20 protein-coding genes are annotated in these 20,119 nt (G+C 68.2%); 12 read left to right on the plus strand and 8 right to left on the minus strand.

Annotated elements, in window-relative coordinates; all coding sequences use genetic code 11:
• Nucleotides 1-75: 75 nt before the first annotated feature.
• Nucleotides 76-675 (minus strand): hypothetical protein, encoded by a 600-nt coding sequence (locus G3T14_RS03915; protein ID WP_163640252.1) that lies wholly within the window; start codon nt 673-675, stop codon nt 76-78.
• Between the two features lie 72 nt (nt 676-747).
• Nucleotides 748-1,449, minus strand: coding sequence for a DJ-1/PfpI family protein (locus tag G3T14_RS03920; protein ID WP_163640254.1), 702 nt, complete (start codon nt 1,447-1,449; stop codon nt 748-750).
• 256 nt (nt 1,450-1,705) lie between these two features.
• Between G3T14_RS03920 and G3T14_RS03925 the strand changes: the two genes are divergently transcribed.
• From G3T14_RS03925 to G3T14_RS03940, 4 genes are read left to right on the plus strand one after another with little or no spacing between them, the layout of a single operon-like run.
• Nucleotides 1,706-3,451 carry a glycosyltransferase family 39 protein gene (locus G3T14_RS03925; RefSeq protein ID WP_163640256.1) on the plus strand — a complete coding sequence of 582 codons (1,746 nt, stop codon included), beginning with the start codon at nt 1,706-1,708 and terminating at the stop codon, nt 3,449-3,451.
• The gene (locus G3T14_RS03930; protein ID WP_163640258.1) at nt 3,448-4,191 is read left to right on the plus strand and encodes a glycosyltransferase family 2 protein; all 744 of its coding nucleotides are present in this window, start codon (nt 3,448-3,450) and stop codon (nt 4,189-4,191) included. Before G3T14_RS03925 ends, G3T14_RS03930 begins: the two co-directional genes overlap by 4 nt.
• Nucleotides 4,188-4,514: a lipid-A-disaccharide synthase N-terminal domain-containing protein gene (locus tag G3T14_RS03935; protein WP_163640260.1), complete on the plus strand. Its 327-nt coding sequence runs from the start codon at nt 4,188-4,190 to the stop codon at nt 4,512-4,514. The genes G3T14_RS03930 and G3T14_RS03935 overlap by 4 nt, the downstream gene beginning before the upstream one ends.
• Before the next feature lie 10 nt (nt 4,515-4,524).
• On the plus strand, nt 4,525-5,118 hold the full coding sequence (locus G3T14_RS03940; RefSeq protein WP_163640261.1) for a pyridoxamine 5'-phosphate oxidase family protein: 594 nt from the start codon (nt 4,525-4,527) through the stop codon (nt 5,116-5,118).
• Between the two features lie 37 nt (nt 5,119-5,155).
• On the opposite strand, the gene metC is transcribed toward G3T14_RS03940, so the two are convergent.
• Nucleotides 5,156-6,343 (minus strand): cystathionine beta-lyase, encoded by a 1,188-nt coding sequence (metC, locus tag G3T14_RS03945; RefSeq protein WP_163640263.1) that lies wholly within the window; start codon nt 6,341-6,343, stop codon nt 5,156-5,158.
• 184 nt (nt 6,344-6,527) lie between these two features.
• On the opposite strand from metC, the gene G3T14_RS03950 reads away from it, so the two are divergent.
• The 4 genes from G3T14_RS03950 (at nt 6,528) to G3T14_RS03965 (ending at nt 10,709) form a co-directional block, all read left to right on the plus strand.
• Nucleotides 6,528-7,556 (plus strand): amino acid ABC transporter substrate-binding protein, encoded by a 1,029-nt coding sequence (locus G3T14_RS03950; protein WP_163640265.1) that lies wholly within the window; start codon nt 6,528-6,530, stop codon nt 7,554-7,556.
• A 111-nt stretch (nt 7,557-7,667) separates the two neighbouring features.
• A complete protein-coding gene (locus G3T14_RS03955) occupies nt 7,668-8,834 on the plus strand; it encodes an ABC transporter permease subunit (RefSeq protein WP_163640267.1) in 1,167 nt (388 codons plus the stop codon).
• A gap of 10 nt (nt 8,835-8,844) precedes the next feature.
• Nucleotides 8,845-9,975, plus strand: coding sequence for an amino acid ABC transporter permease (locus tag G3T14_RS03960; protein WP_163640269.1), 1,131 nt, complete (start codon nt 8,845-8,847; stop codon nt 9,973-9,975).
• Complete coding sequence (locus tag G3T14_RS03965; RefSeq protein ID WP_163640271.1) at nt 9,972-10,709, plus strand: amino acid ABC transporter ATP-binding protein; 738 nt, start codon at nt 9,972-9,974, stop codon at nt 10,707-10,709. The genes G3T14_RS03960 and G3T14_RS03965 overlap by 4 nt, the downstream gene beginning before the upstream one ends.
• A gap of 31 nt (nt 10,710-10,740) precedes the next feature.
• Here G3T14_RS03965 and G3T14_RS03970 read toward each other — a convergent pair whose 3' ends face one another.
• Nucleotides 10,741-12,291: an ATP-binding protein gene (locus G3T14_RS03970; protein WP_163640273.1), complete on the minus strand. Its 1,551-nt coding sequence runs from the start codon at nt 12,289-12,291 to the stop codon at nt 10,741-10,743.
• 417 nt (nt 12,292-12,708) lie between these two features.
• Between G3T14_RS03970 and G3T14_RS03975 the strand changes: the two genes are divergently transcribed.
• Complete coding sequence (locus G3T14_RS03975) at nt 12,709-12,915, plus strand: hypothetical protein (protein WP_163640275.1); 207 nt, start codon at nt 12,709-12,711, stop codon at nt 12,913-12,915.
• Nucleotides 12,916-12,946: 31 nt separating this feature from the next.
• Nucleotides 12,947-13,225, plus strand: coding sequence for a hypothetical protein (locus tag G3T14_RS03980; RefSeq protein ID WP_163640277.1), 279 nt, complete (start codon nt 12,947-12,949; stop codon nt 13,223-13,225).
• 58 nt (nt 13,226-13,283) lie between these two features.
• Here the strand turns inward: G3T14_RS03980 and G3T14_RS03985 are convergent, their stop codons facing one another.
• The gene (locus G3T14_RS03985; protein WP_163640279.1) at nt 13,284-14,288 is read right to left on the minus strand and encodes a P1 family peptidase; all 1,005 of its coding nucleotides are present in this window, start codon (nt 14,286-14,288) and stop codon (nt 13,284-13,286) included.
• 73 nt (nt 14,289-14,361) lie between these two features.
• Nucleotides 14,362-15,222, minus strand: coding sequence for an EamA family transporter RarD (gene rarD / locus G3T14_RS03990; protein WP_163640281.1), 861 nt, complete (start codon nt 15,220-15,222; stop codon nt 14,362-14,364).
• Between the two features lie 627 nt (nt 15,223-15,849).
• On the opposite strand from rarD, the gene G3T14_RS03995 reads away from it, so the two are divergent.
• Together G3T14_RS03995 and G3T14_RS24615 are read left to right on the plus strand one after the other, a co-directional pair.
• A complete protein-coding gene (locus G3T14_RS03995) occupies nt 15,850-17,283 on the plus strand; it encodes an AAA family ATPase (protein ID WP_204262616.1) in 1,434 nt (477 codons plus the stop codon).
• Nucleotides 17,277-17,975: a TOPRIM nucleotidyl transferase/hydrolase domain-containing protein gene (locus G3T14_RS24615; RefSeq protein WP_204262617.1), complete on the plus strand. Its 699-nt coding sequence runs from the start codon at nt 17,277-17,279 to the stop codon at nt 17,973-17,975. The genes G3T14_RS03995 and G3T14_RS24615 overlap by 7 nt, the downstream gene beginning before the upstream one ends.
• A gap of 154 nt (nt 17,976-18,129) precedes the next feature.
• On the opposite strand, the gene G3T14_RS04000 is transcribed toward G3T14_RS24615, so the two are convergent.
• Complete coding sequence (locus G3T14_RS04000) at nt 18,130-18,450, minus strand: hypothetical protein (RefSeq protein WP_163640282.1); 321 nt, start codon at nt 18,448-18,450, stop codon at nt 18,130-18,132.
• 106 nt (nt 18,451-18,556) lie between these two features.
• Nucleotides 18,557-20,107, minus strand: coding sequence for an exopolyphosphatase (ppx, locus tag G3T14_RS04005; RefSeq protein WP_163640283.1), 1,551 nt, complete (start codon nt 20,105-20,107; stop codon nt 18,557-18,559).
• Nucleotides 20,108-20,119: the final 12 nt, after the last annotated feature.

Raw genomic sequence — 20,119 nt, forward strand, 5'->3', positions numbered from 1 at the left:
GTTGCTTCCGGACTTCGCCGTACGGCTACGGGAGGACGGGGAAAGCCCCCGACGTCCCCGACGCGGACACCCCGATCACTTCACCGTGTCTCCGTTCAGCCGGACCAAGGCAGAGACGGTTTCGGAGAGCACATGGCCGCGAACGCTGAGCAAGCCAAGGTTCAGAACGTAGGTGTCGGGGCGGCGGCGTCCGAGCCAGCCGTCACCACCCCGCACGAACAGGGCACGCGGCGGCGGAACGGCGGTTTTCAGATCCAGATGGGCCCGTGGGCCGTGCTTGTCGTGGACGATCCTGGCCGCGGCCACTGCGCTCCAGGGAAGGGTCAGGCCCGCCCGCCGGTCGGTGAAGCCCTGCGCTTCGAGGACCAAGGCCGGCCCGCGGCGAAGGAGGTCGGCGATCCCGAACAGGGTCTGCGGAAGCAGCGTAATGAGGGAGAACGACAGCATCGTCAGAAAGACGAGGGAGCCGACCGGGCGTTCTAGGATCCCCCGGCCGAGGGTCGCAACGCTCACGAGCCAGAGCGCGAGGAAAGGCACTGTGAAGCACACGCCGATCGCAGTTATTGCGCCGAGCCAGACCGTGCGGGCATGAGCCTGAAGAGGCAGTCGAACCTGCACCGGCGGGATGGCATAGGTTCGCGTGAACGTGATCTCGCCGGGGATTTCGATGATCATCGGAGTGCTTCTGCCGGTGGCCCGGTTCAGCCGTAGTTTGCAGGTCTTTCGATTGCGTGCCCGTGCGCCCGATCAACCGGGCGTTCCCCACGGACCGATCTGCGCCCCCGTGATGGTCCGCACGATCCGCTCGCGCTCGGTGCGCGAGGCCTGCAGGCGGGTGCGGGCGGCGGCCAGCACCGGCGGGCTCGCCCCGTCCGGGGTTCCGCTGCCGAAGGGCGGGGCGGGGGCGTATTCGAGGCCGAGCTGGATCGCCTCGGCCTCGGCCGGGTCCGTCAGTTCCGCGGCCAACGTCAGCGCGAAGTCGATCCCCGCCGTGACCCCGCCGCCGGTGATGAGGGCGCCATCGCGCACCACCCGTTCGGCCACCGGGACCGCCCCGAAGGCGGCGAGCAGGTCGAGGGCTGCCCAGTGGGTGGTGGCGCGCTTGCCGGCGAGCAGCCCGGCCGCGCCGAGCACCAGGGCGCCGGTGCATACGGAGGTGACGAAGCGGGCCGTGGCCGCCTGCCGGCGCACGAAGGCCAGCACGGTCTCGTCCTGCATCAGCGCGTTCACCCCGACTCCGCCGGGGATGCACAGCACGTCGAGGCGCGGACAATCGGCCATCCGCACCGTCGGCGTCAGCACGAGGCCGGTGGCGCTCGTCACCGGGGTGAGCCCCGCCGCCACGAGATGGACGCGGGCTTCGGGGATCATCGAAAACACCTCGTAGGGTGCGGTGAGGTCGAGCTGCTGCACGCCCGGGAAGGTGAGGAGGCCGATCTGGAGAGGCATGGCGTGTGAGCTCCTTGGGGGGCGGGACTTGACCTTAGAGGCGCATGCCGATGCTGGGTACCCGCGATGCCATCGGGCCGGCCGTCCACGGGGCGCGCATACGACGTCGCGAATTTGACATTCCGGGCCGCATCATCGACACCGCCGGCCGTCGGGGGATCGACCGAAGCACGAGGCCGGCTGCCGGTCCGGAGCCGCGCATGACCGCCTTCTCGTCCTCTTCGTCCCATTCCATCTTGTGGCAAGTCGCCTTCGCATGACCGCGCGCCAGGTCGCGCCGCGTCCGGCCCGTGGCGATGCGGGCGGATTCCTCGAATCCGTGTTGGCGGTGGCCTCCGCGAGCCATGCCCGCGCCTGCGCGCTGCTGCTCGCGCTCTGCCTCGTCTGTTTCCTGCCCGGGCTGGCCTCGCTCCAGCCGATGGACCGCGACGAGCCGCGCTTCGCCCAGGCCTCGAAGCAGATGCGGGAGACCGGCGACTACGTCGACATCCGCTTCCAGGGCGAGGCCCGCCACAAGAAGCCGGTGGGGATCTACTGGGCGCAGGCGGCCACGGTCGCCGCCGGCGAGGCGTTGGGTGTTCCCCACGCCCGCACCACCATCGGGCTCTACCGCATCCCGTCGCTGATCGGCGCGGTGGCCGCCGGCCTGCTGGCCTATTGGGCGGCCCTGGCCTTCCTGCCCCGGCGCGGCGCGCTCCTGGCCGCCGCCCTGTTCTCCTCCTGCCTGATGCTGGTGGCCGAGGCACATCTGGCCAAGACCGACGCGCTGCTCTGTGCCTGCACGGTGGCGAGCTTCGGCGGACTCGCCCGCGCCTGGCTCGGGCGCGGGCGGGCGCCCCTCGACACCGCGACGCTCATCGCGTTCTGGCTCGGCATGGCGATCGGCATCCTGGTCAAGGGGCCGATGGTGCCGCTGTTCTGCGGATTGGCCGCCCTCGTGCTCTCGGTCCGCGCCCGCTCCGGCGGCTGGCTCCTGGCGCTGCGCCCCGGCCTCGGCGCCGCCTTCACTCTTCTCATCGTGGCGCCGTGGTTCGCGGCCATCGCCTGGAAGAGCGGCGGCGCCTTCTACGGCGAGGCGGTGGGCCACGACATGCTGGGCAAGGTCGGCGGCGGCGCCGAGAAGCACTGGGCCCCGCCCGGCACCTACCTGCTGGTGTTCTTCGCCACGTTCTGGCCCGGCGCCGCCTTCGCGGCCTTGAGCGTTCCGTTCGCCTGGAGGCAGCGCGGCACCGATGCGGTGGCGTTCCTGCTCGCCTGGATCGTCCCCGCCTGGGCTTTGTTCGAGGCGGTGCCGACCAAGCTGCCGCATTACGTGCTGCCGCTGATGCCGGCGGTGGCGATCCTCACCATCCTGGCGCTGCAGCACGGATTTTTCGCAGGCCAGGAGGGGAAGCCGGGCCGTCCTCCGGTACCGCCGCTGCGCGCCCGCATCACCGTCGCTCTGGTGCCGCTGGTTCCGATGGCGTTGACGCTGGGCCTCGTCGGATTCGCCTGGAGCTTCGACCGGGTGGTGCCGTGGGCCGGCCTGCCGCTGCTCCTCGCCGCCTGCGCGCTGGCGGTCCTGGCCTTCGTCGCCTTCGGCCGTGGCGCCGTCGAGCGGGCGATGCTGCTCGGCATCGTCGCCGCTTCTCTGCTCGCGCCGGCGGTGCTCGGACTGACCCAACCGGCGCTCGCCGCCCTCAAGGTCTCGCCGCGTCTGGCCGCGATCCGCGACGGCCTGCCCTGCGCCGCCCCGATGGTGGCGAGCCTCGGCTATCGTGAGCCGAGCCTGGTTTTCCTGATCGGCACCGATCTCGCCACCCCCGGCACCGGGGCCGAAACCGTGGCGTTCCTCGGCGCCGGCGGCTGCCGCCTCGCCTTCGTGGAATCGCGCGCCGCCCCCGATTTCGCCGCGGCTTTGGCGCAATCCGGGTTGAATGCCCGGCCGGTCGGGCAGGTGTCCGGCTTCAACATCAACGGCGGCCGGCGGGTCGACCTCTCGGCCTATGCGGTGATCCCTTGAACGAGCAGACCCCAATTCCGCGCCTCTCCGTGGTGGTGCCGGTGAAGAACGAGGCCGGCAACATCGCGAGCCTCGTCGCCGAGATCGGCGCCGCCTGCGCCCCCCTCGGCCCGTTCGAGGTGATCTATGTCGACGACGGCTCCACCGACGGCACCGCCGCCGCCCTGGCGGCGGCCCGCACCGGCCGGCCCTGGCTGCGGATCCTGCGCCACGCCCGCAGCGGCGGCCAATCGGCGGCGGTGCGCAGCGGCGTCGGGATCGCGCGCGGCCCCGTGGTGGCGACCCTCGACGGCGACGGCCAGAACGACCCGGCCTTCCTGCCCGCCTTGTTCGCGGCCCTGGAGGCGGGCGGCCCCCGCACCGGCCTCGCGCAAGGCCAGCGGGTTGGGCGCAAGGACGGCCGGCTGAAGACCTGGCAGTCGCGCATCGCCAATCGCGTGCGCGGCGCCATCCTCAAGGATTCCACCCGCGACACCGGCTGCGGCCTCAAGGTGTTTCGCCGCGAGATGTACCTGGCGCTGCCGTATTTCGACGCGCTGCACCGGTTCATGCCGGCCCTGGTCGCCCGCGAGGGCTACGGCGTGGTCCATCGCGACGTGGTCGACCGGCCGCGTTTCACCGGGCACTCGAATTACGGGCTGTTCGACCGGCTCTGGGTCGGGCTCCTCGATCTCGCCGGCGTGTGGTGGCTGATCCGCCGCAAGCGGCCCGCGCCGGAGGCGACCGAGGTGGGCGCATGATCATCCAGCTCGCCGCGGACCTGCGCGGCTACGTCTACGACGTGTTCGTCACCCGCTTCGACGGGTGGCTGGTGTTCGGCATCCTGGCGCAGGCGGTGTTCGGCGCCCGCTTCATCCTGCAATGGCTGGCCTCCGAGCGGGCTGGCAAGAGCGTGATGCCGCTGTCGTTCTGGTTCCTGTCCATCGGCGGCGGGCTGATGACCCTGGTCTACGGCCTGGTGCGGCGCGAACCGGTCATCATCTTCGGGCAGGCGCTCTCCACCGGCATCTACCTGCGCAACGTCGCCCTGATCCTGCGCGAGCGCCGCGCGCCGCGCTCATGACCGTGTGCCCATGACTCCGCTGCCGGCCTTCTACGACGATCTCGACGCCAGTCTCGCCGAACTCTGGCGCCTGCTGGCGGAGGCGCCGGTCCTGCGCCGCAACGCCTTCCACATGCCGGCCCTCGCCACCGTCGATGCGTCCGGGCAGCCGCAGGTGCGCACGGTGGTCCTGCGCGAAGCCGACCCCGTCACCGGCACCCTGCGCTTCCACTGCGACCGCCGCTCGGAGAAGGCCGCCGCCATCGCCGCCTCGGGCCGGGCGGCCCTGCACGGCTACGATTCCGCCCTGAAGATCCAGATCCGGGTGACGGGGTCCGCCCGGCTCCACACCGACGATGCCCTGGCGGAGGCGGCCTGGACCGGATCGCGCCCGATGAGCCGGATCTGCTACGGGGTGACGCCCGCCCCCGGGACGGCGCTGCCGACGGGGGATGCCTACGCGCTGCCGGACGAGGCGGAGGTGGCGCTCGGCCGCCCGCATTTCTGCGCGACGGTGGTGACGGCGACGGCCCTCGACTTCCTGTTCCTCGACCGGCGCGGGCACCGCAGGGCCGGGTGGAGCCTGGTCGACGGGCAATGGGCGGGGCGCTGGCTGGCGCCCTAGGAAACCCGCTCCCGCAGACGGGAGCGGACGCGTCGGCTCACCCCACCGCGCGCAATCGCGAAAACCCGGCGTCGAGATCCGCCTGCAGGTCCGCCAGATCCTCCAGCCCGATATGGAAGCGCAGGCCCGGCCCCTCCGGATTCCAGCGCGTGGCGGTGCGGTAGGGCGCGCAGTCGAACGGGATGACGAGGCTCTCGAAGCCGCCCCAGGAAAAGCCCATCCCGAAGAGTTCGAGGCCGTCGAGCATCGCCGCCAGCGCTTTTTCGGAAGCGGGCTTCAGGATCACCCCGAACAGGCCCGAGGCGCCCGAAAAGTCGCGCTTCCAGAGGGCGTGGCCGGGGTCGTCGGGGAGCGCCGGGTAGAGCACGCGGGCCACCTCCGGCCGGGCCTGGAGCCATTGCGCCATGGCGAGTGCCTGGGTGCCGTGCTCGCGCAGGCGCAGGGCCATGGTCCGCAATCCCCGGAGGCCCAGAAAGACGTCCTCCGGGCCGGGACACATGGCGAAGTGTTCGAAGGTTCGGTGCAGGGCCGGCCAGTATTGGGCGTTGGCCGAGGTGAGCCCGAGGAGCAGGTCCGAGCCGCCGCTGAGGTATTTGGTGCCGGCCTCCACCGCGATGTCGACGCCGCGTGCATGGGGCGGGAACAGCAGCGGCGTCGCCCAGGTGTTGTCCATGATCACCGCCGCGCCCCGGGCGTGGACGATCTCGGCGATGGCCGGCACGTCCTGCATCTCGAAGCTCTGCGAGCCGGGTGCTTCCACCAGCACCGCCTTGGTGGTGTCGCGCATCAGCGCGGCGATGCCGGCGCCCACCAGGGGATCGTAGTACTCGACCGTCACGCCGAACCGCTTCAGCACCCCATCGCAAAAGATGCGGGTGGGGCGGTAGGCGGAATCGGTGACCAGCAGGTGGTCGCCCGCCGAGACCGTCGCCATCAGCGCCACGGTGAGCGCCGCGAGTCCCGAGGGGGTGAGCACGGTGCCGGCGGCCCCCGAGAGTTCGCTCCAGGCCTGGGTCAGCGAATCCGTCGTCGGGGTGCCGCTGGTGCCGTAATCGTAGCGGCCGCGCCGGTGCTTGAGGTCGTCGTAGGTCGGGAACAGCACCGTCGAGCCGCGATAGATCGGCGTGTTGACGAAGCCGTGCTGCGCCGAGGGATCGCGCCCGGCATGGACGAGGCGGGTGCTGGCGCCGAAGCGGGCGGGATCGCGGGGAGGTGTGTTCGACATCGGTCCCGGGGGGAGGGTGGGTGAGCGTGGCGAGACCACAGCCCGGTGGGTGGGCGCGCGTCAACTCACCCGGTCAGTCCGGGCTCGCCTGCGGCGCCCCGGAATGACGGGGTGATGGAGTCGACCCGTTCTCGCGCAACCGTCTCCAGCTTGACCGGCGCGTCCGATCCCCTGCAATGCGCACATGCGCATACCCTTCGCCCCGCTTCTCGGCGCTGCCGTCCTGACGGTCCTCACCCTCGCCGCGCCTCAGGCGCGCGCCGAGGGCACGCTGGCCCAGGTCAAGGCGCGCGGGCATCTCGTCTGCGGGGTCAGTGGCGGGGTCGCCGGCTTCAGCATGCCGGACGGGCAGGGGCGCTGGCGCGGGCTCGACGTGGATTTCTGCCGAGCGCTGGCCGCGGCGATCTTCGACGATCCCGAGCGGGTGCGGTTCATCCCGCAATCCTCGGCCGCGCGCTTCACCGCCCTGCAATCGGGCGAGATCGACGTGCTGGCCCGCAACACCACCTGGACCCTGTCGCGCGACACCGCCGCGATGAACTTCCCGGTGATCACCTTCTACGACGGGCAGGGCTTTCTGGTCCGGAAGGCCTTGGGCATCACCTCCGTGAAGCAGCTCGACCGGGCGACGGTCTGTCTGCAACAGGGCACCACCACGGAGCTCAACCTCGCCGACTGGTTCCGCACCCGCGGGCTGAGCTACCGGGTCGTCACCTTCGCCAACAGCGAGCAGGCGCTCGGCGCCTATGAATCCGGCCGCTGCGACGCGTATTCCACGGACAAATCCTCCCTCTACGGCGAGCGCCTGAAGACGGCGCGGCCCGACGACCACGTCATCCTCGACGAAGCGATCTCCAAGGAGCCGTTCGCCCCCGGCGTGCGCCAGGGCGACGACCAGTGGCGCGACCTCGTCGCCTGGACCCATTACGCGATGATCGATGCCGAAGAGGCCGGGATCACGCAGGCCAACGTCGTGGCGCTGCGCAAGGAGGGCCTGAGCCCGGACGTGCGCCGCATCCTCGGCCTCGAGGGCCGCTACGGCGAGGGCCTGGGACTGACCGTCGACTGGGCCGACCGGATCGTCCGCCACGTCGGCAATTACGGCGACGCCTTCGCACGCAACCTTGGGGAGGGGACGCCGCTCAAGATCCCGCGCGGGCTCAACGCGCTCTGGACCCAGGGCGGCTTGCAATACGGGCCGCCGATCCGGTGAGGCGGCCTGTCCGCAGGAGCCTCGTCCGGAGGCACCCCCGCGCCGTCGTGTCGGCTGGCGCCTTCGCTTGTCACGGGGACGACGGGCGATCCGTGGTTTCGGGGGCCGCCCATGGTTGAATCCCGGACGCCGCTGCGCTGGCGCGCCTGGGCGCTTCAGGCCCTCCTCGTCCTCGTCGTTGCGGCCCTCGTCTACGCGGCCGCCGCCAACGCCGCGCAGAAGCTCGCCAAACAGGGGATCGTGGCCGGGTTCGGCTTCCTCGGGCGCGGGGCCGGGTTCGATATCGGCCAGCACCTGATCCCCTATGCGGCGGCTACCGCGACCTATCTCGACGCGTTCTGGGTCGGGCTCCTCAACACCCTGCTGGTCTCCGCGCTGGCGATCGGGCTGGCGACCCTGATCGGGTTCACCCTCGGCATCGCCCGGCGCGCGCCGAACGTTCTCGCCCGCACCCTGGCGGCAACCTATGTCGAGACCATCCGCAATGTGCCGCTGCTGCTGCAATTGCTGGTCTGGTACGTGGCCGTGCGCAAGGCCCTGCCGGGACCCGCCGACCCGGCCCATCTTGGCTCGGGCGCCTTTCTCAGCCAGCGCGGGCTGTTCCTGCCGCGCCCGGACCTGTCGGGGTGGGGCTGGCTCGTGCCGGGGGCGGTGGGTGTCGGCATCCTCGCGACGCTCGTCCTCGTGCGCCTGCGCCGCCGGGCGGTGGAGGCCGGGCGGCGGCCGCTGCCGGTCCTGGTGCCGGGGATCGTGCTGGTGGTCGGCTCGGGGCCCCTCGTCGGGATCGGGCTGGCGCTGGCCGGTCATCCGGTGGCGATCGCGTGGCCGGCCCGCGGCCCCTACGATATCGAGGGCGGGCTCGCCATCCTGCCGGAATTCGCCGCCCTGCTGATCGGTCTCTCGGTCTATTCCGCCGCCTTCATCGCCGAGATCGTGCGCGCCGGCCTCGACAGCGTCGCGCGCGGGCAGGGGGAGGCGGCGGCCGCCCTGGCGCTCAGCCGGGGCCAGGCCCTGCGCCTCGTGATCCTGCCCCAGGCCCTGCGGGTGATCGTGCCGCCGCTCACCAGCCAGTATCTCAACATCACCAAGAACTCGTCGCTGGCGGTGCTGATCGGCTATCCCGACCTCGTCCATGTCTTCATGGGCACGGTGCTCAACCAGACCAACCAGGCGGTGGAGGTGGTGGCCCTGACCATGGCGGTCTACCTGACGATCAGCCTGGTCACCGCGTTCGCGATGAACCGCTACAATGCCCGCGTCGTGGGGCCGGCGCGATGAGGTTCGTGCGATGAGGTTCGTGCGCGACCACATCATCCCGCCGGCCCCGCCCCCGCGCCGCGCCGGCGGCCCCCTCGCCTGGATGCGAAACAACCTGTTTGCGGGGCCCGGCAACGTCGTGACGACGCTGCTGATCCTCGGTGCGCTGGCCTGGATCGGTCCGGCGCTCGCCCGCTTCCTCGTCCTCGACGCGGTCTGGACCGGGACCTCCGGCGATGCCTGCCGGCCGGAGGTGATCGGCCGGCCGGTGGGGGCCTGCTGGGCCTTCATCGGCGAAAAGATCAACTACCTCGCCTATGGCTCCTATCCGGCCGCCGAGCGTTGGCGCCCGAACCTGTTCTTCGGGCTCCTCGCCCTCGGGGCGGCCTGGATGCTGTGGCTCGGCGCGCCCCGGCGCGATCTCGGGGCGTGGTTCGTGTTCGCGATCCTGCCCGTCGCGTCCTGGCTGTTGCTGTCGGGGGCGCCCGCCCTCGGTCTGGCCTCCGTCGCCACCGCCCTGTGGGGCGGCATCCTCGTCACCCTGGTGGTGTCGGCGGTGGGGATCGTCGCGTCCCTGCCCCTCGGGATTCTGCTGGCGCTCGGGCGGCGCTCGGATCTGCCGGTGCTGCGCTTCGCCTGTATCGGCTTCATCGAGTTCTGGCGCGGCGTCCCGCTGATCACCGTTCTGTTCATGGCCAACGTGATGCTGCCGCTGTTCCTGCCGGGCGACGTCACCGTCGACCGTCTGCTGCGCCCGCTCATCGGCATCGCCCTGTTCGCTTCGGCCTACATGGCCGAAGTGGTGCGCGGCGGCCTGCAGGCGATTCCGGCCGGGCAGGGGCAGGCGGCTCTGGCGCTCGGCATGACCCGCGCCCAGGCGATGCGCTGCGTGGTGCTGCCCCAGGCGCTGAAGGTGGTGGTGCCGGGCATCGTCAACACGCTGATCGGCCTGTTCAAGGACACCACCCTGGTGGCCATCGTCGGCATCGCCGATTTCGTGCGCGTCCTGGAGGCGGCCCGGGCCGACCCGCGCTGGTCGGCCCCCGCCATCCCCGCCACGGCCTATGCCTTCGCGGCCCTGTTCTATCTGGCGGTGTGCTTCTCCATGGCGCGCTATGCCGGCTTCATCGCGCGTCGCCTCGCGGCCGGGGACCGGCGATGACCGAACCCGCCCTCGCCCTGACCGGCGTCAACAAGTGGTTCGGCACCACCCACGTCCTGCGCGGGATCGATCTCGTGGTCGCCCAATCCGAGACCGTGGTGATCTGCGGTCCGTCGGGCTCGGGCAAGTCGACGCTGATCCGCTGCATCAACGGACTCGAGCCGCACCAGGGCGGCCGCATCCGGGTGAACGGGCACGCCCTCACCGACGATCCGGCCACCCTCCGTGCGGTGCGGCGCGGCGTCGGCATGGTGTTCCAGAGCTTCAACCTGTTCTCTCACCTCACGGTTCTGGAGAACTGCACCCTGGCGCCGATGCACGCGAACGGGCTGTCCCGGCGCGCCGCCGAGGCGCGGGCGATGGCGGAACTCGACCGGGTCCGGATCGCCGAGCACGCCCGGGCCCGGCCCGAGACGCTCTCCGGCGGGCAGCAGCAGCGGGCGGCCATCGCCCGTGCGTTGTGCATGGACCCCGCCGTCCTGCTGTTCGACGAGCCGACCTCGGCCCTCGACCCCGAGATGGTGCAGGAGGTGCTCGACGCCATGACGGCCCTGGCCGAGACCGGCACCACCCTGGTCTGCGTCACCCACGAGATGGGGTTCGCCCGCCGGGTCGCCGACCGGGTGGTGTTCATGGACGAGGGCCAGATCGTCGAGATCGCCCCGCCGGACGCGTTCTTCGACAGTCCCCGCCACCCGCGGACGCAGGCGTTTTTGGCGCGGGTACTGGGTTGACCCCCTCGATCGGCGGGACCGGGCCGGTCACCTATTCCGCCGCGAACAGCCCCGGCATCTCCGGGGCCTCGGCGGGGGAGGCGCCCGGGAGCGGAGCCTTCGGGTCGCCGGGGGCGGTCTCGCACTGGAGCACCGGCAGGGCGATGACGCGGTTGCCGCGATAATCCGTGCGGCAGACGATGGTGCCGCGGGTCTCCACATAGGCGAGCAGGCGCCGGGCGCGGCCGGGGGAGCGGCTGCCGATGGCGCGGGCCAGGGCCTCGTCGCCGGGGCAGGGCTCGCCGGCGAGCGCGGCCTTGGCCAGCATCAGGAACAGGCCCTGGACCTCGTCCGGGAGTGCGGCGGCGGCGCTCTGGGCCGCGTCCCAGCGCCCGTCGGCCTCGGCCGGAATCGGATCGGCCCCGTCGAGACCCGCGCGGGCGACACCGAGGCGGCGCCGGAAGCTGGCGAGCGTGAGGGTCTCGCCGTCGAGGCCGCGCATGCGGCACCGGACCAGAAAGTCCTGATAGACCACCGCCACCGGCTGTCCGGCGGCATCCGGATCGGCGGCGATGCCGCGCAGGACCGTATCGAGCCCGGCGCGGATCTCGGCCTCGCTCATCGGTTCGGGGGCCTCCACCGGCTCGGGGCGGTAGGCGCTCAATTCGCGCATGAGGTCGGCCGGGGTGGCGCGCGGCACCGGCGGCGTGCGGGGGGCGGCGGCCCAGGACGCCCCGCCCTCCTCCGCCGACCGTGTGAGGATGAGGGCGCGCAGATCCGCATCCGCCGGGGCGGGCAGCGGCACCAGCTTGGGCGAGCCCGAGCGCGCCGAGGTCGAGACCGGGCCGATGCGCAGGGCGAGCGGCCGGCGGCTCAAAGCCGGGCCGAGAGCCACGAACTCGCCCCGCGACAGGTCGCGAAACCGCTCGGCGCCGCGCCGGTCGAGGCCGAGCAGATCGGCGGCACGGGCCATGTCGATGTCGAGGAAGGTGCGGCCCATCAGGAAGTTGGTGGCCTCGGCCGCGACGTTCTTGGCGAGCTTGGCGAGGCGCTGCGTGGCGATGATGCCGGCGAGCCCGCGCTTGCGCCCGCGGCACATCAGGTTGGTCATCGCTCCGAGCGAGGCTTTGCGCGCTTCGTCGGAGACGTCGCCGGCCGCCGCCGGCGCGAAGATCTGCGCCTCGTCGACGACGATCAGCGCCGGGTGCCAATGGGTCCGCTCGGCCTCGAACAGCCCGCCGAGGAAGGCGGCGGCGGCGCGCATCTGCGCCTCCATGTCGAGGCTCTCCAGGGTGAGCACCACCGAGACCCGGTGCGCCCGCACCCGCGCGGCGATGGCCTGGAGGTCGGCCTCCCCGTGCGCGCCGTCCACCACCACGTGGCCGAAGGCCTCCGCCAGGGTGACGAAATCGCCCTCGGGGTCGATCACCACCTGCTGCACCGACCCGGCGCTCTGTTCGAGCAGGCGCCGCAGGAGGTGCGACTTGCCCGAGCCGGAATTGCCCTGGACCAGGAGACGGGTGGCCAGCAGTTCCTCGAGGTCGAGCCGGGCCGGCTCTTCCCCCGGCCCCATGCTCAGGCCCATCTCGATGGCGACGCTCATGCCCGCTCCGCTTCCCGCGCCCGGGACCGTCCCGGCGCCCCTGGCTCTCGCACGACACCCTTAACACGCCGGAAGCGCCACCGGGCCGCGTCGCGCCGGGAGCATCCACAAGCTTGTCCCAGTCTGTTCTCCTTCTGTTTCGATGCCGCAGCAACGCCAGCATGAATATAGATATAAAATCCTAGGATTAAAAAAGCAGGATTATGAGCCTACCACTGAACCGTACTCCGAACCTCCCTCGCGATGCGGACAAAATAGAAACAGAAAGGGATCATTCGGGATTTCGGGCCTTTCGCCGCTCGGGTGAGGCGTGAAATGGCACTATCGTGCTGAATCGGCTTCTCGCGGTGTGACACACTTGCAGGATCAGTCGGTCCGACCCTTGCCGTGTCCGCGGCGCGGTCTAGGTGGATGGCGATGAACCCAGTCCTCGTCGTCGCCCTCATCTGCGCCTCCACGGTCCAGGCCCCGGACTGCTCGCGGGAAACGGCCCTCGACGTGATCACCGGGCCGGCCCATACCCTGCAGGAATGCCTGATGCAGGGGCCGGTGCTGGCGGCCAATGCCGGCCACGGCAACGACAAGGACACCTACCTGAAGACGCGCTGCGAGCCGCGGCGCTGATCCTCCAGCCGATAGATTGCCGAGCCCGCCGATGGACGACGTCGATCCCGAACGCGCCGTGATGATCCGCCTGCGCGCCCGCCTCGCGGTGGTGGAGCGCGCGGCCTGGTTCGGCTTCGCCCACGCCATGCGGACGCAGCCGGCCGAGACCGAGGCCTACATCGCCGCCGAGCGGGCCAAATGCGCCGAGGGGTTCGGCAGCCGCGGCTGGGCCGCCGACCTGACCACGGCCGAGCGGGCGATGCTCGGGGCCGAGGTCGATGCCGGGCTGGCGCAGCTCATCGAGGACGGACAGGCCGAGGCCGGCTGAGGGATCGCCGACGCGTCGGTTCGCTGCGAAAGGCGAGGCCGCTTTTCGCCAGGACGGCTCAGCACCACTCTCCGAAGCACTCCCCCCAGGTCGGTGGCATCCGGTCGAGGCCCGGCAAGGATGTCGCGGCATGGACCCCGATCGCCACGGCGCGCGCCAGGGTCCGGGCGGCGGCATCGCCGAGGCGGGCGAGGTCGAAGACCGGATCGGCGAGGGGCACCCGGCCGGTGGCGATCGCAAAGACCACGTCGCCGTCGAGCGGGGTGTGGACCGGGTGGATCGCCCGCGCCAGGCCGTCCTGGGCCATCACCGCGAGGCGGCGCGCCTGCGCCTTGGTGAGACGCGCATCGGTGGCGACCACCGCCAGGGTGGTGTTGGCGCCAGCCAGTCCTTTGCGCGGCCAGTCGAACGCATCCTCGGGGATCCGGCCCGGGAAGCCGAGCCCGCCGAATTCCGCATCGATCTCGTAGGGGCCGGCCCAGAAACAGGGCCCGTCGCCCACGGTGACCCGGCCGAAGGCGTTGACGGCGGCCAGTGCGCCGATGCTGGCCATGATCCCTTCGACCCGGGCCGAGGCCGAGCCGAGGCCGCCCTTGAGGTTGGCGGTGGTGGCCCCCGTCGCCGCGCCCACCGATCCGAGGGCGAAATCGGCCGCCGCCGCGCAGGCCGCCGCATAACCGAGATCGCGATAGGGCGAAAACCGGCCCCACGCCTTGTTGCCGCCGTTGAGGAGATCGAACAGCACGGCGCCGGGGACGATCGGTACGCGGGCCGGTCCCACCGCGTAGCCGCGCCCGGCCTCGGCGAGGGCCGCCATCACGCCCGCCCCCGCATCGAGGCCGAAGGCCGATCCGCCGGACAGGAAAAGGGCATCGATGCGCTCCACGGTGCGCTCGGGATCGAGGAGGTCGGTCTCGCGGGTGCCGGGCCCGCCGCCGCGGACGTCGACGGCGGCCACCACGGGGTCGTCGAAGATCAGCGCGGTGACGCCGCTGCCCAGCCGCAGGTCCTGGGCATGGCCGACACGGATGCCGGGAATGTCGGTGATGCGGTTGGCGCTCATGCGGTGGCCTCCTGGCGGAAAGGGTCGCATGGGCGGGTGCCGGGGGCCAGTCGTCCCAGGTTTCCCGAGTTTCTCAGGCGGAGGCGCGTGCCCGCCGTGCGGCCCGGAACGCATCCGCCGCGTAGACCGCCAGGGCCACCCAGATCAGGCCGAAGAGCAGCGCCCGGTGCGGCTCCAGCCGCTCGCCGTAGACGAGCACGCTCAGGGCCAGCAGGCAGGTCGGTGCGAGGTATTGCATCAGCCCGAGGGTCGCCAGGGTCAGGCGCTGGGCGGCGGCCGCGTACCAGATCAGCGGCAGGGCGGTGGTGATGCCGGTGAGCAGGAGCAGGCCGGCGCGGGCGGCATCGCCCTGCACCACCGGGGGCGCCACGAGCAGGAGGTAGCCGAGGGCCACGGGGAGCAGCACCAGGGTCTCGGCGGCGAATCCGATCATGGCGTCGACCCCCACCATCTTGCGCACCAGCCCGTAGAGCGAGAACGAGGCGGCGAGACTCAGCGACACCCATGGCAGCGCGCCGGCGAATACGACGGCGAGCAGCACCGCGAGCGCCGCGATGCCCACCGCCGCCACCTGGACGGCCCGCATCCGCTCGCCGAGGACTACGGCGCCGAGGCAGACGCTCATCAGCGGATTGATGAAGTAGCCGAGACTGGCGTCGAGCATGTGGCCGGTTTGAATTGCGCGCAGGTAGAGCAGCCAGTTGACGCCGATGAGCCCGGCCGAGAGCACCAGGAGCCCGTGGCGGGGCCGCAGCGGGAACGGATTGCGCAGACGCCTCCGCAGGAGCGCCAGCAACCCGGCCACGAGCACGGCCGACCAGACGATGCGATGGGCGAGGATGCTGGAGGCCGGCACGCCGTCGAGCAGCCGGAAATGCACCGGGACCACGAGGCCCCAGCTCAGATAGGCGCCGAGCGCGTAGATCAGACCCACTGCGTCGCTCCGCGCCGCTTCTCTCGCAGGCGCTTTACCGCACCGGGGGGCTCCGCCAAGCGTGCAACCGCACTTTTGAGGTGTTTTCCGGCGCAGGGGGGGGCGCCGGCTCGCATGACGACAAAGCACTCGCGCTAGGAGAAAGAGCCGTCTGCGTGGCTCCAGGGATCGCGGAAGCGGCTCTGATAGTCGAAATCCGTCGGAGGATACCCGAGCTTGGACGTTTGAGATGGGTAAATTTTTTTGGTCAAAATTTGAGGACGGGGCTGAGAATGCGAACGCTCCACGTTTAGCGAGATCTGGCCAAAAATCTAACGCGTTGCTCTCAGGTCGTACGCTTTGAGATCATGTCGTTTAGCGACATTGGTCTCGAAACCGACTGCGTAATAGGCAGTGGGATTTTGCATCCACGTCGCATGTGCTTCCTCGTAAATTCGGTCGCAACCGCCTCGTACAAGCGCAAAAAAGCGGCGCGATTAAGCAGCCAGCGCCTGCGCATTATCATTGGTTTGTCAGAACGCCGATCGGACACCTCCGAAAGCGGGAAAACAAATTAAAGTTGCATGTGCCGCAAACGCCAAGCTACCTTCCCCGCTAATAAGCCGGCGGATCAAGGAGCGGAAAGCTGTGAAGCTCGAACGAGTTTATATCTCAAATTTTAAAGGTCTAAAGGCGGTAGAAGTAAGATTCGATAGCTTTGATTGCCTCGTTGGGGAAAATAACTCGGGCAAATCATCTGTACTACAAGGTGTAGTTTGGGCGCTTGGTCGGTCTGGAACATTACCACTAGCTTTATATTATGATCAGGCTGAAAACGTCCAATTTAAGCTTACATTTACAGAAATTGAAAACCATGATTTACTTAGGCTATCCCCTGAACAAAGAGAAAAAATTCAAGATATCGTATTTAGTGGCCAGCTTCAACTAATTGTAAAATTCCCTCCTAACGAAAAATGCGAGACGCTAGCTCTTCGTAGAACAGCACGAGAAGAACGGTTGCGCGAGCCGTCAATTGCAGAAGCATTGCAAGGAAAACGAGGGCCTGCTATTACATTGTCAGTGCGAGAAAACTATCCAGAGTTTGCGGATAGGCTACCTGAGAATGCCACAATCACCGTTGCAAAGGAATTTCTCAAAGCGAGCATCTTGGCCTTGCCTGATGATCAGCATGTTTTGATAGAAAGTCCACTTCCGACAGGAATTGGACCTTCGATAACTAATCTTCTGCCCGAAGCTATATATATTCCGGCAGTAAAGAATCTTATTGACGACTTAAAGACAACGCAATCTACGCCCTTCGGGCGGTTGATGGGCCTTTTGCTAGAAGGGCTTGGCTCCGAACTTGCGAACATCCAAGAGTCACTTGCTTCGCTTAATCGCCTTTTGAATCGTGTAGATGTTGGAGGCGAGACTGTCGATGGACGTCATGACAACGTAAAAAAGCTCGAAGAGACCATTGAAGGATTTTTACAGGATAATTTTCCTTCCATCAAATTAGAACTCAATGTGCCACCACCAGAGCTTAAAACTATATTGAGCGCCGCACAAATATACGTTGACGATGGATCGAGAGACCTTATCGATAATAAGGGAGACGGTATCAAGCGATCTCTAACTTTTGCGCTGCTGCAGACTTATGTTCAGAACCGAGATCAACAGGCAACGACGCAGTTAGAAATTCATGAAATCGTTGCATCCCGTCGCCCGTTAATATTTCTTTTCGAGGAGCCAGAACTTTATCTGCACCCTCGTTCTCAACGAGTTCTATTTAATACTCTTGCGAAAATAAGCGCTAGCAATCAGGTCGTAGTTACAACTCACTCTCCTCTTTTCTTTGAACCTGGCGTAACTGCTAGCTTCATAAGGGTATCGAAAGAAGCAACTTTACCGAAACCGGTAGGCCGACTGTATCCTATTAGCTTAAATCTTGATCAAGATAATACTGAAGTGTTTCGTCTTACGAAATTTGAAAATACAGATGCTGCTTTCTTTAGCCGTGGTATCGTTCTATTTGAAGGTGAGTCAGACGATTTTTACTGCAAACACACTGCACAGTGTTGAATGAAGATTGGTGTTTTGATAGCAAGTCTATTTCATTAGTAAGAGTGTCCGGCAAAGGAAATTTCGCGAAATTTCGTCGATTTTTCGAAGCGTTTGGTTTGCCAGTTAAGATTGTTGCCGATCTCGACGCATTGTTTGAAGGCTACCAACATCTTGGCGCACCTAAAGAACTCAACGATGTTAGAGCGAAGGCAATCGCGAGCATTGATGCCCGCGTAAAGGAACTTGGTGTTATTGCCGAGCCTAGCGCACGTAAGATAAAAGATAAAATTCATAGTGCGAGTTTTAAAGAAAAATATAATAAAGCAAAAAATATACTTCGCGATTTCCAGCAGAAAGGTAAAATAGATGCTGAGGGCATCAAGATTTTTGACGGACTTTTTACATGGGAGGATGACATAGCGCGGATAAAAGTATGTCACGAAGATGAAACAGCAAGAAAATATCTTGTGCCACTCTTGGACGGTCTCCGGTCCGTAGGCATCTGTGTATTGTCCCGTGGTGCAATCGAAGACTACTATCCCGTGGGCGCGGAGCATGGGCAGAAGCCACAGCGAGCGTTATTAGCTATCAGCCTGATCAAGACCAGAGAAGACATTGTTGCAATTAGTAAGCCCTTGGATGAGGGGCGCAATTGTGAGCTAACTGAAATCTTCGACGAGTTGTTTCGACATCGTGAAGCTATTTACTGAGGTAATGCTTTGTTCAAGACGAGCTCATTGCTGTCAGAATGACGGCAGGATGAATGAGATTTTCTGTGTTCAAACATCAGCGTTTACGAACTGTGAAATCGTGTAAAAATCGGACGCGACCAAAGGCTGCCAAGCGTCCGATTTCCTCCCCCCGTTACCGCGCGCGGGCGAGGGTGACGGTGGGGTCGCCGCGCATGAGGGCGTTGAGGCGCTCGGTGTCGAAGCCGTCGGTGGCCTTGGGCTTGGCCGCCTCGGGCTTCAGCGGGGCGGGCTTGGCGGAGGCGACCGCGGCGCGGGCCGGATCGACCAGCGGCGCGAGGGTGCCGGTGGCGGTGGGATCGTAGGGAGCGGCCCGCGCCATGGCGGGGATCGGCGCCGGCACCGGATGGGTCAGGCGATCGACGCAGACGAAGCCGATTGCCAGGAGGCTCGAGCCGAAGACGCTGCCGATGGCGAGGGAACGCAGGATACGCACGCGACGGATACTCACGAAAACGCTGTGGACGCCATCACCGTACCCCGAGCCCGTTAACGAACCGGCGCGACGGCCGCCTCACCCGATCCGGCGGGGCGAGGCGCGCTCACCCCGTCACGATGCGTCCGTCGAGCCCGATGACCCGGGCGAGCCCCCGGAGCCGGTTGAGGATACGGTCGCCGGGCAGCGATTCCGCTTCCGGCGGCAGGGTCAGCGTCACCCGGCCGTCCTGCACCACCACCGGCAGGCTGCCGAGCGCGCCCGCCATGCCGGCCGAGAGCGGGAAGGCGAGGCGCAGTAGGCCGCCGAGCAGGCGGGCGCGGTCGAACAGGCGGGGGCCGGCGAGGCCGCGCAGCATCGGGCTCGCCTTCTCGGGGGCGACGCCGGCATGGCGAAACGCGATCGCCAGGGCGAGATAGGCCCGGCCCGGATGGTCGATCCCGACGAAGGCCGCATGGGTGATGACGTTGACGCTCTGCTCGCCGCGATAATCGGGATGCGCCCGCCAGCCGATGTCGGAGAGCAGACAGCCCGCATGGCGCAGGCGCCGCTCGTCCGCGGTCTCGGGGGCGTCCAGGCTCGCGATGAAGTGGTCGGTCCAGGCGATGAGGTCCTGCGCGTGGCCCGGCGAGCGGGCGCGCAGGGTGTTGAGTTCGCCCGCCGCCGCCAGAAGCGGGTCGGCGAGCCGGGCGTCGCGGTCGAGCTGCTCGTAGAGCAGGCCCTCGCGCACGCCGCTGGCCGAGATCGCGAGCTCGCGCGGGCGCCCGACCCGGATGATCTCTTCCAGCACCACCGCGCCGTAGGCGAGGAGTGGCCGGCGCGCCTCCGAGACGCTCTCCACGTCCTGCAGCAGGGCGGCGTCGGTGCGCTCCACCACTTCGAGGAAGCTCAGCTCGTCCGAGGGCTCGACGCTGTAGCCGTGCATCACGTGGAGCGGGTAGCCGCGGGCGGCCTGATGCAGGCGCGCCAGCGCCCGCCAGGTGCCCCCCACCGCGTAGAAGCTGCGCCCGCGCAGGGTATCGAGCTGGGGTGCGGCCTTCTTCAGGTTTTCGCGGGCGATCTTGAGCGCCTTCTTGAGCGAACCGCCCGACAGGTCCTGCAGGGCGAGGCCGCCGAGCGGCATGGTCACGCCGGTGCCGACGGTGGCGCCGCGGACATCGACGAGTTCGAGGGAGCCGCCGCCGAGGTCGCCGACCACGCCGTCCGGCGCGTGGAACCCCGAAATGACGCCGAGCGCCGACAATTCGGCCTCGCGCCGGCCCGACAGGAGCTCGATCCGGTGGCCGCAGGCGGTCTCGGCCGCGGCGAGGAATTCGGGGCCGTTCTCCGCGTCGCGCGCGGCGGCGGTGGCCAGCACGAACACGCGTGCGATCTGCATGGTCTCGCACAGCACCCGGAAGCGGGCGAGGGCGGTCAGCGCCCGGCGCACCGCCTCGTCGTTGAGACGACCCGTGGTGAGGACGTTGCGGCCGAGGCCGCACAGCACCTTCTCGTTGTAGAGCGACGTCGGCGCCCGGCTCAGCGCGTCGTAGGCGACGAGGCGCACCGAGTTCGAGCCGATATCGATGATCGCCACGGGCGCGCCGAGCCCGGCCGATCTGCGGTCTGGCGCCGCGTCCGGATGGTCGGACGCGAAGGCGGCGCGGGGGAGGCCCATGCAGGCTCCTTG

Source organism: Methylobacterium sp. BTF04, assembly GCF_010692745.1.
In the GTDB taxonomy this organism is placed as follows: domain Bacteria; phylum Pseudomonadota; class Alphaproteobacteria; order Rhizobiales; family Beijerinckiaceae; genus Methylobacterium.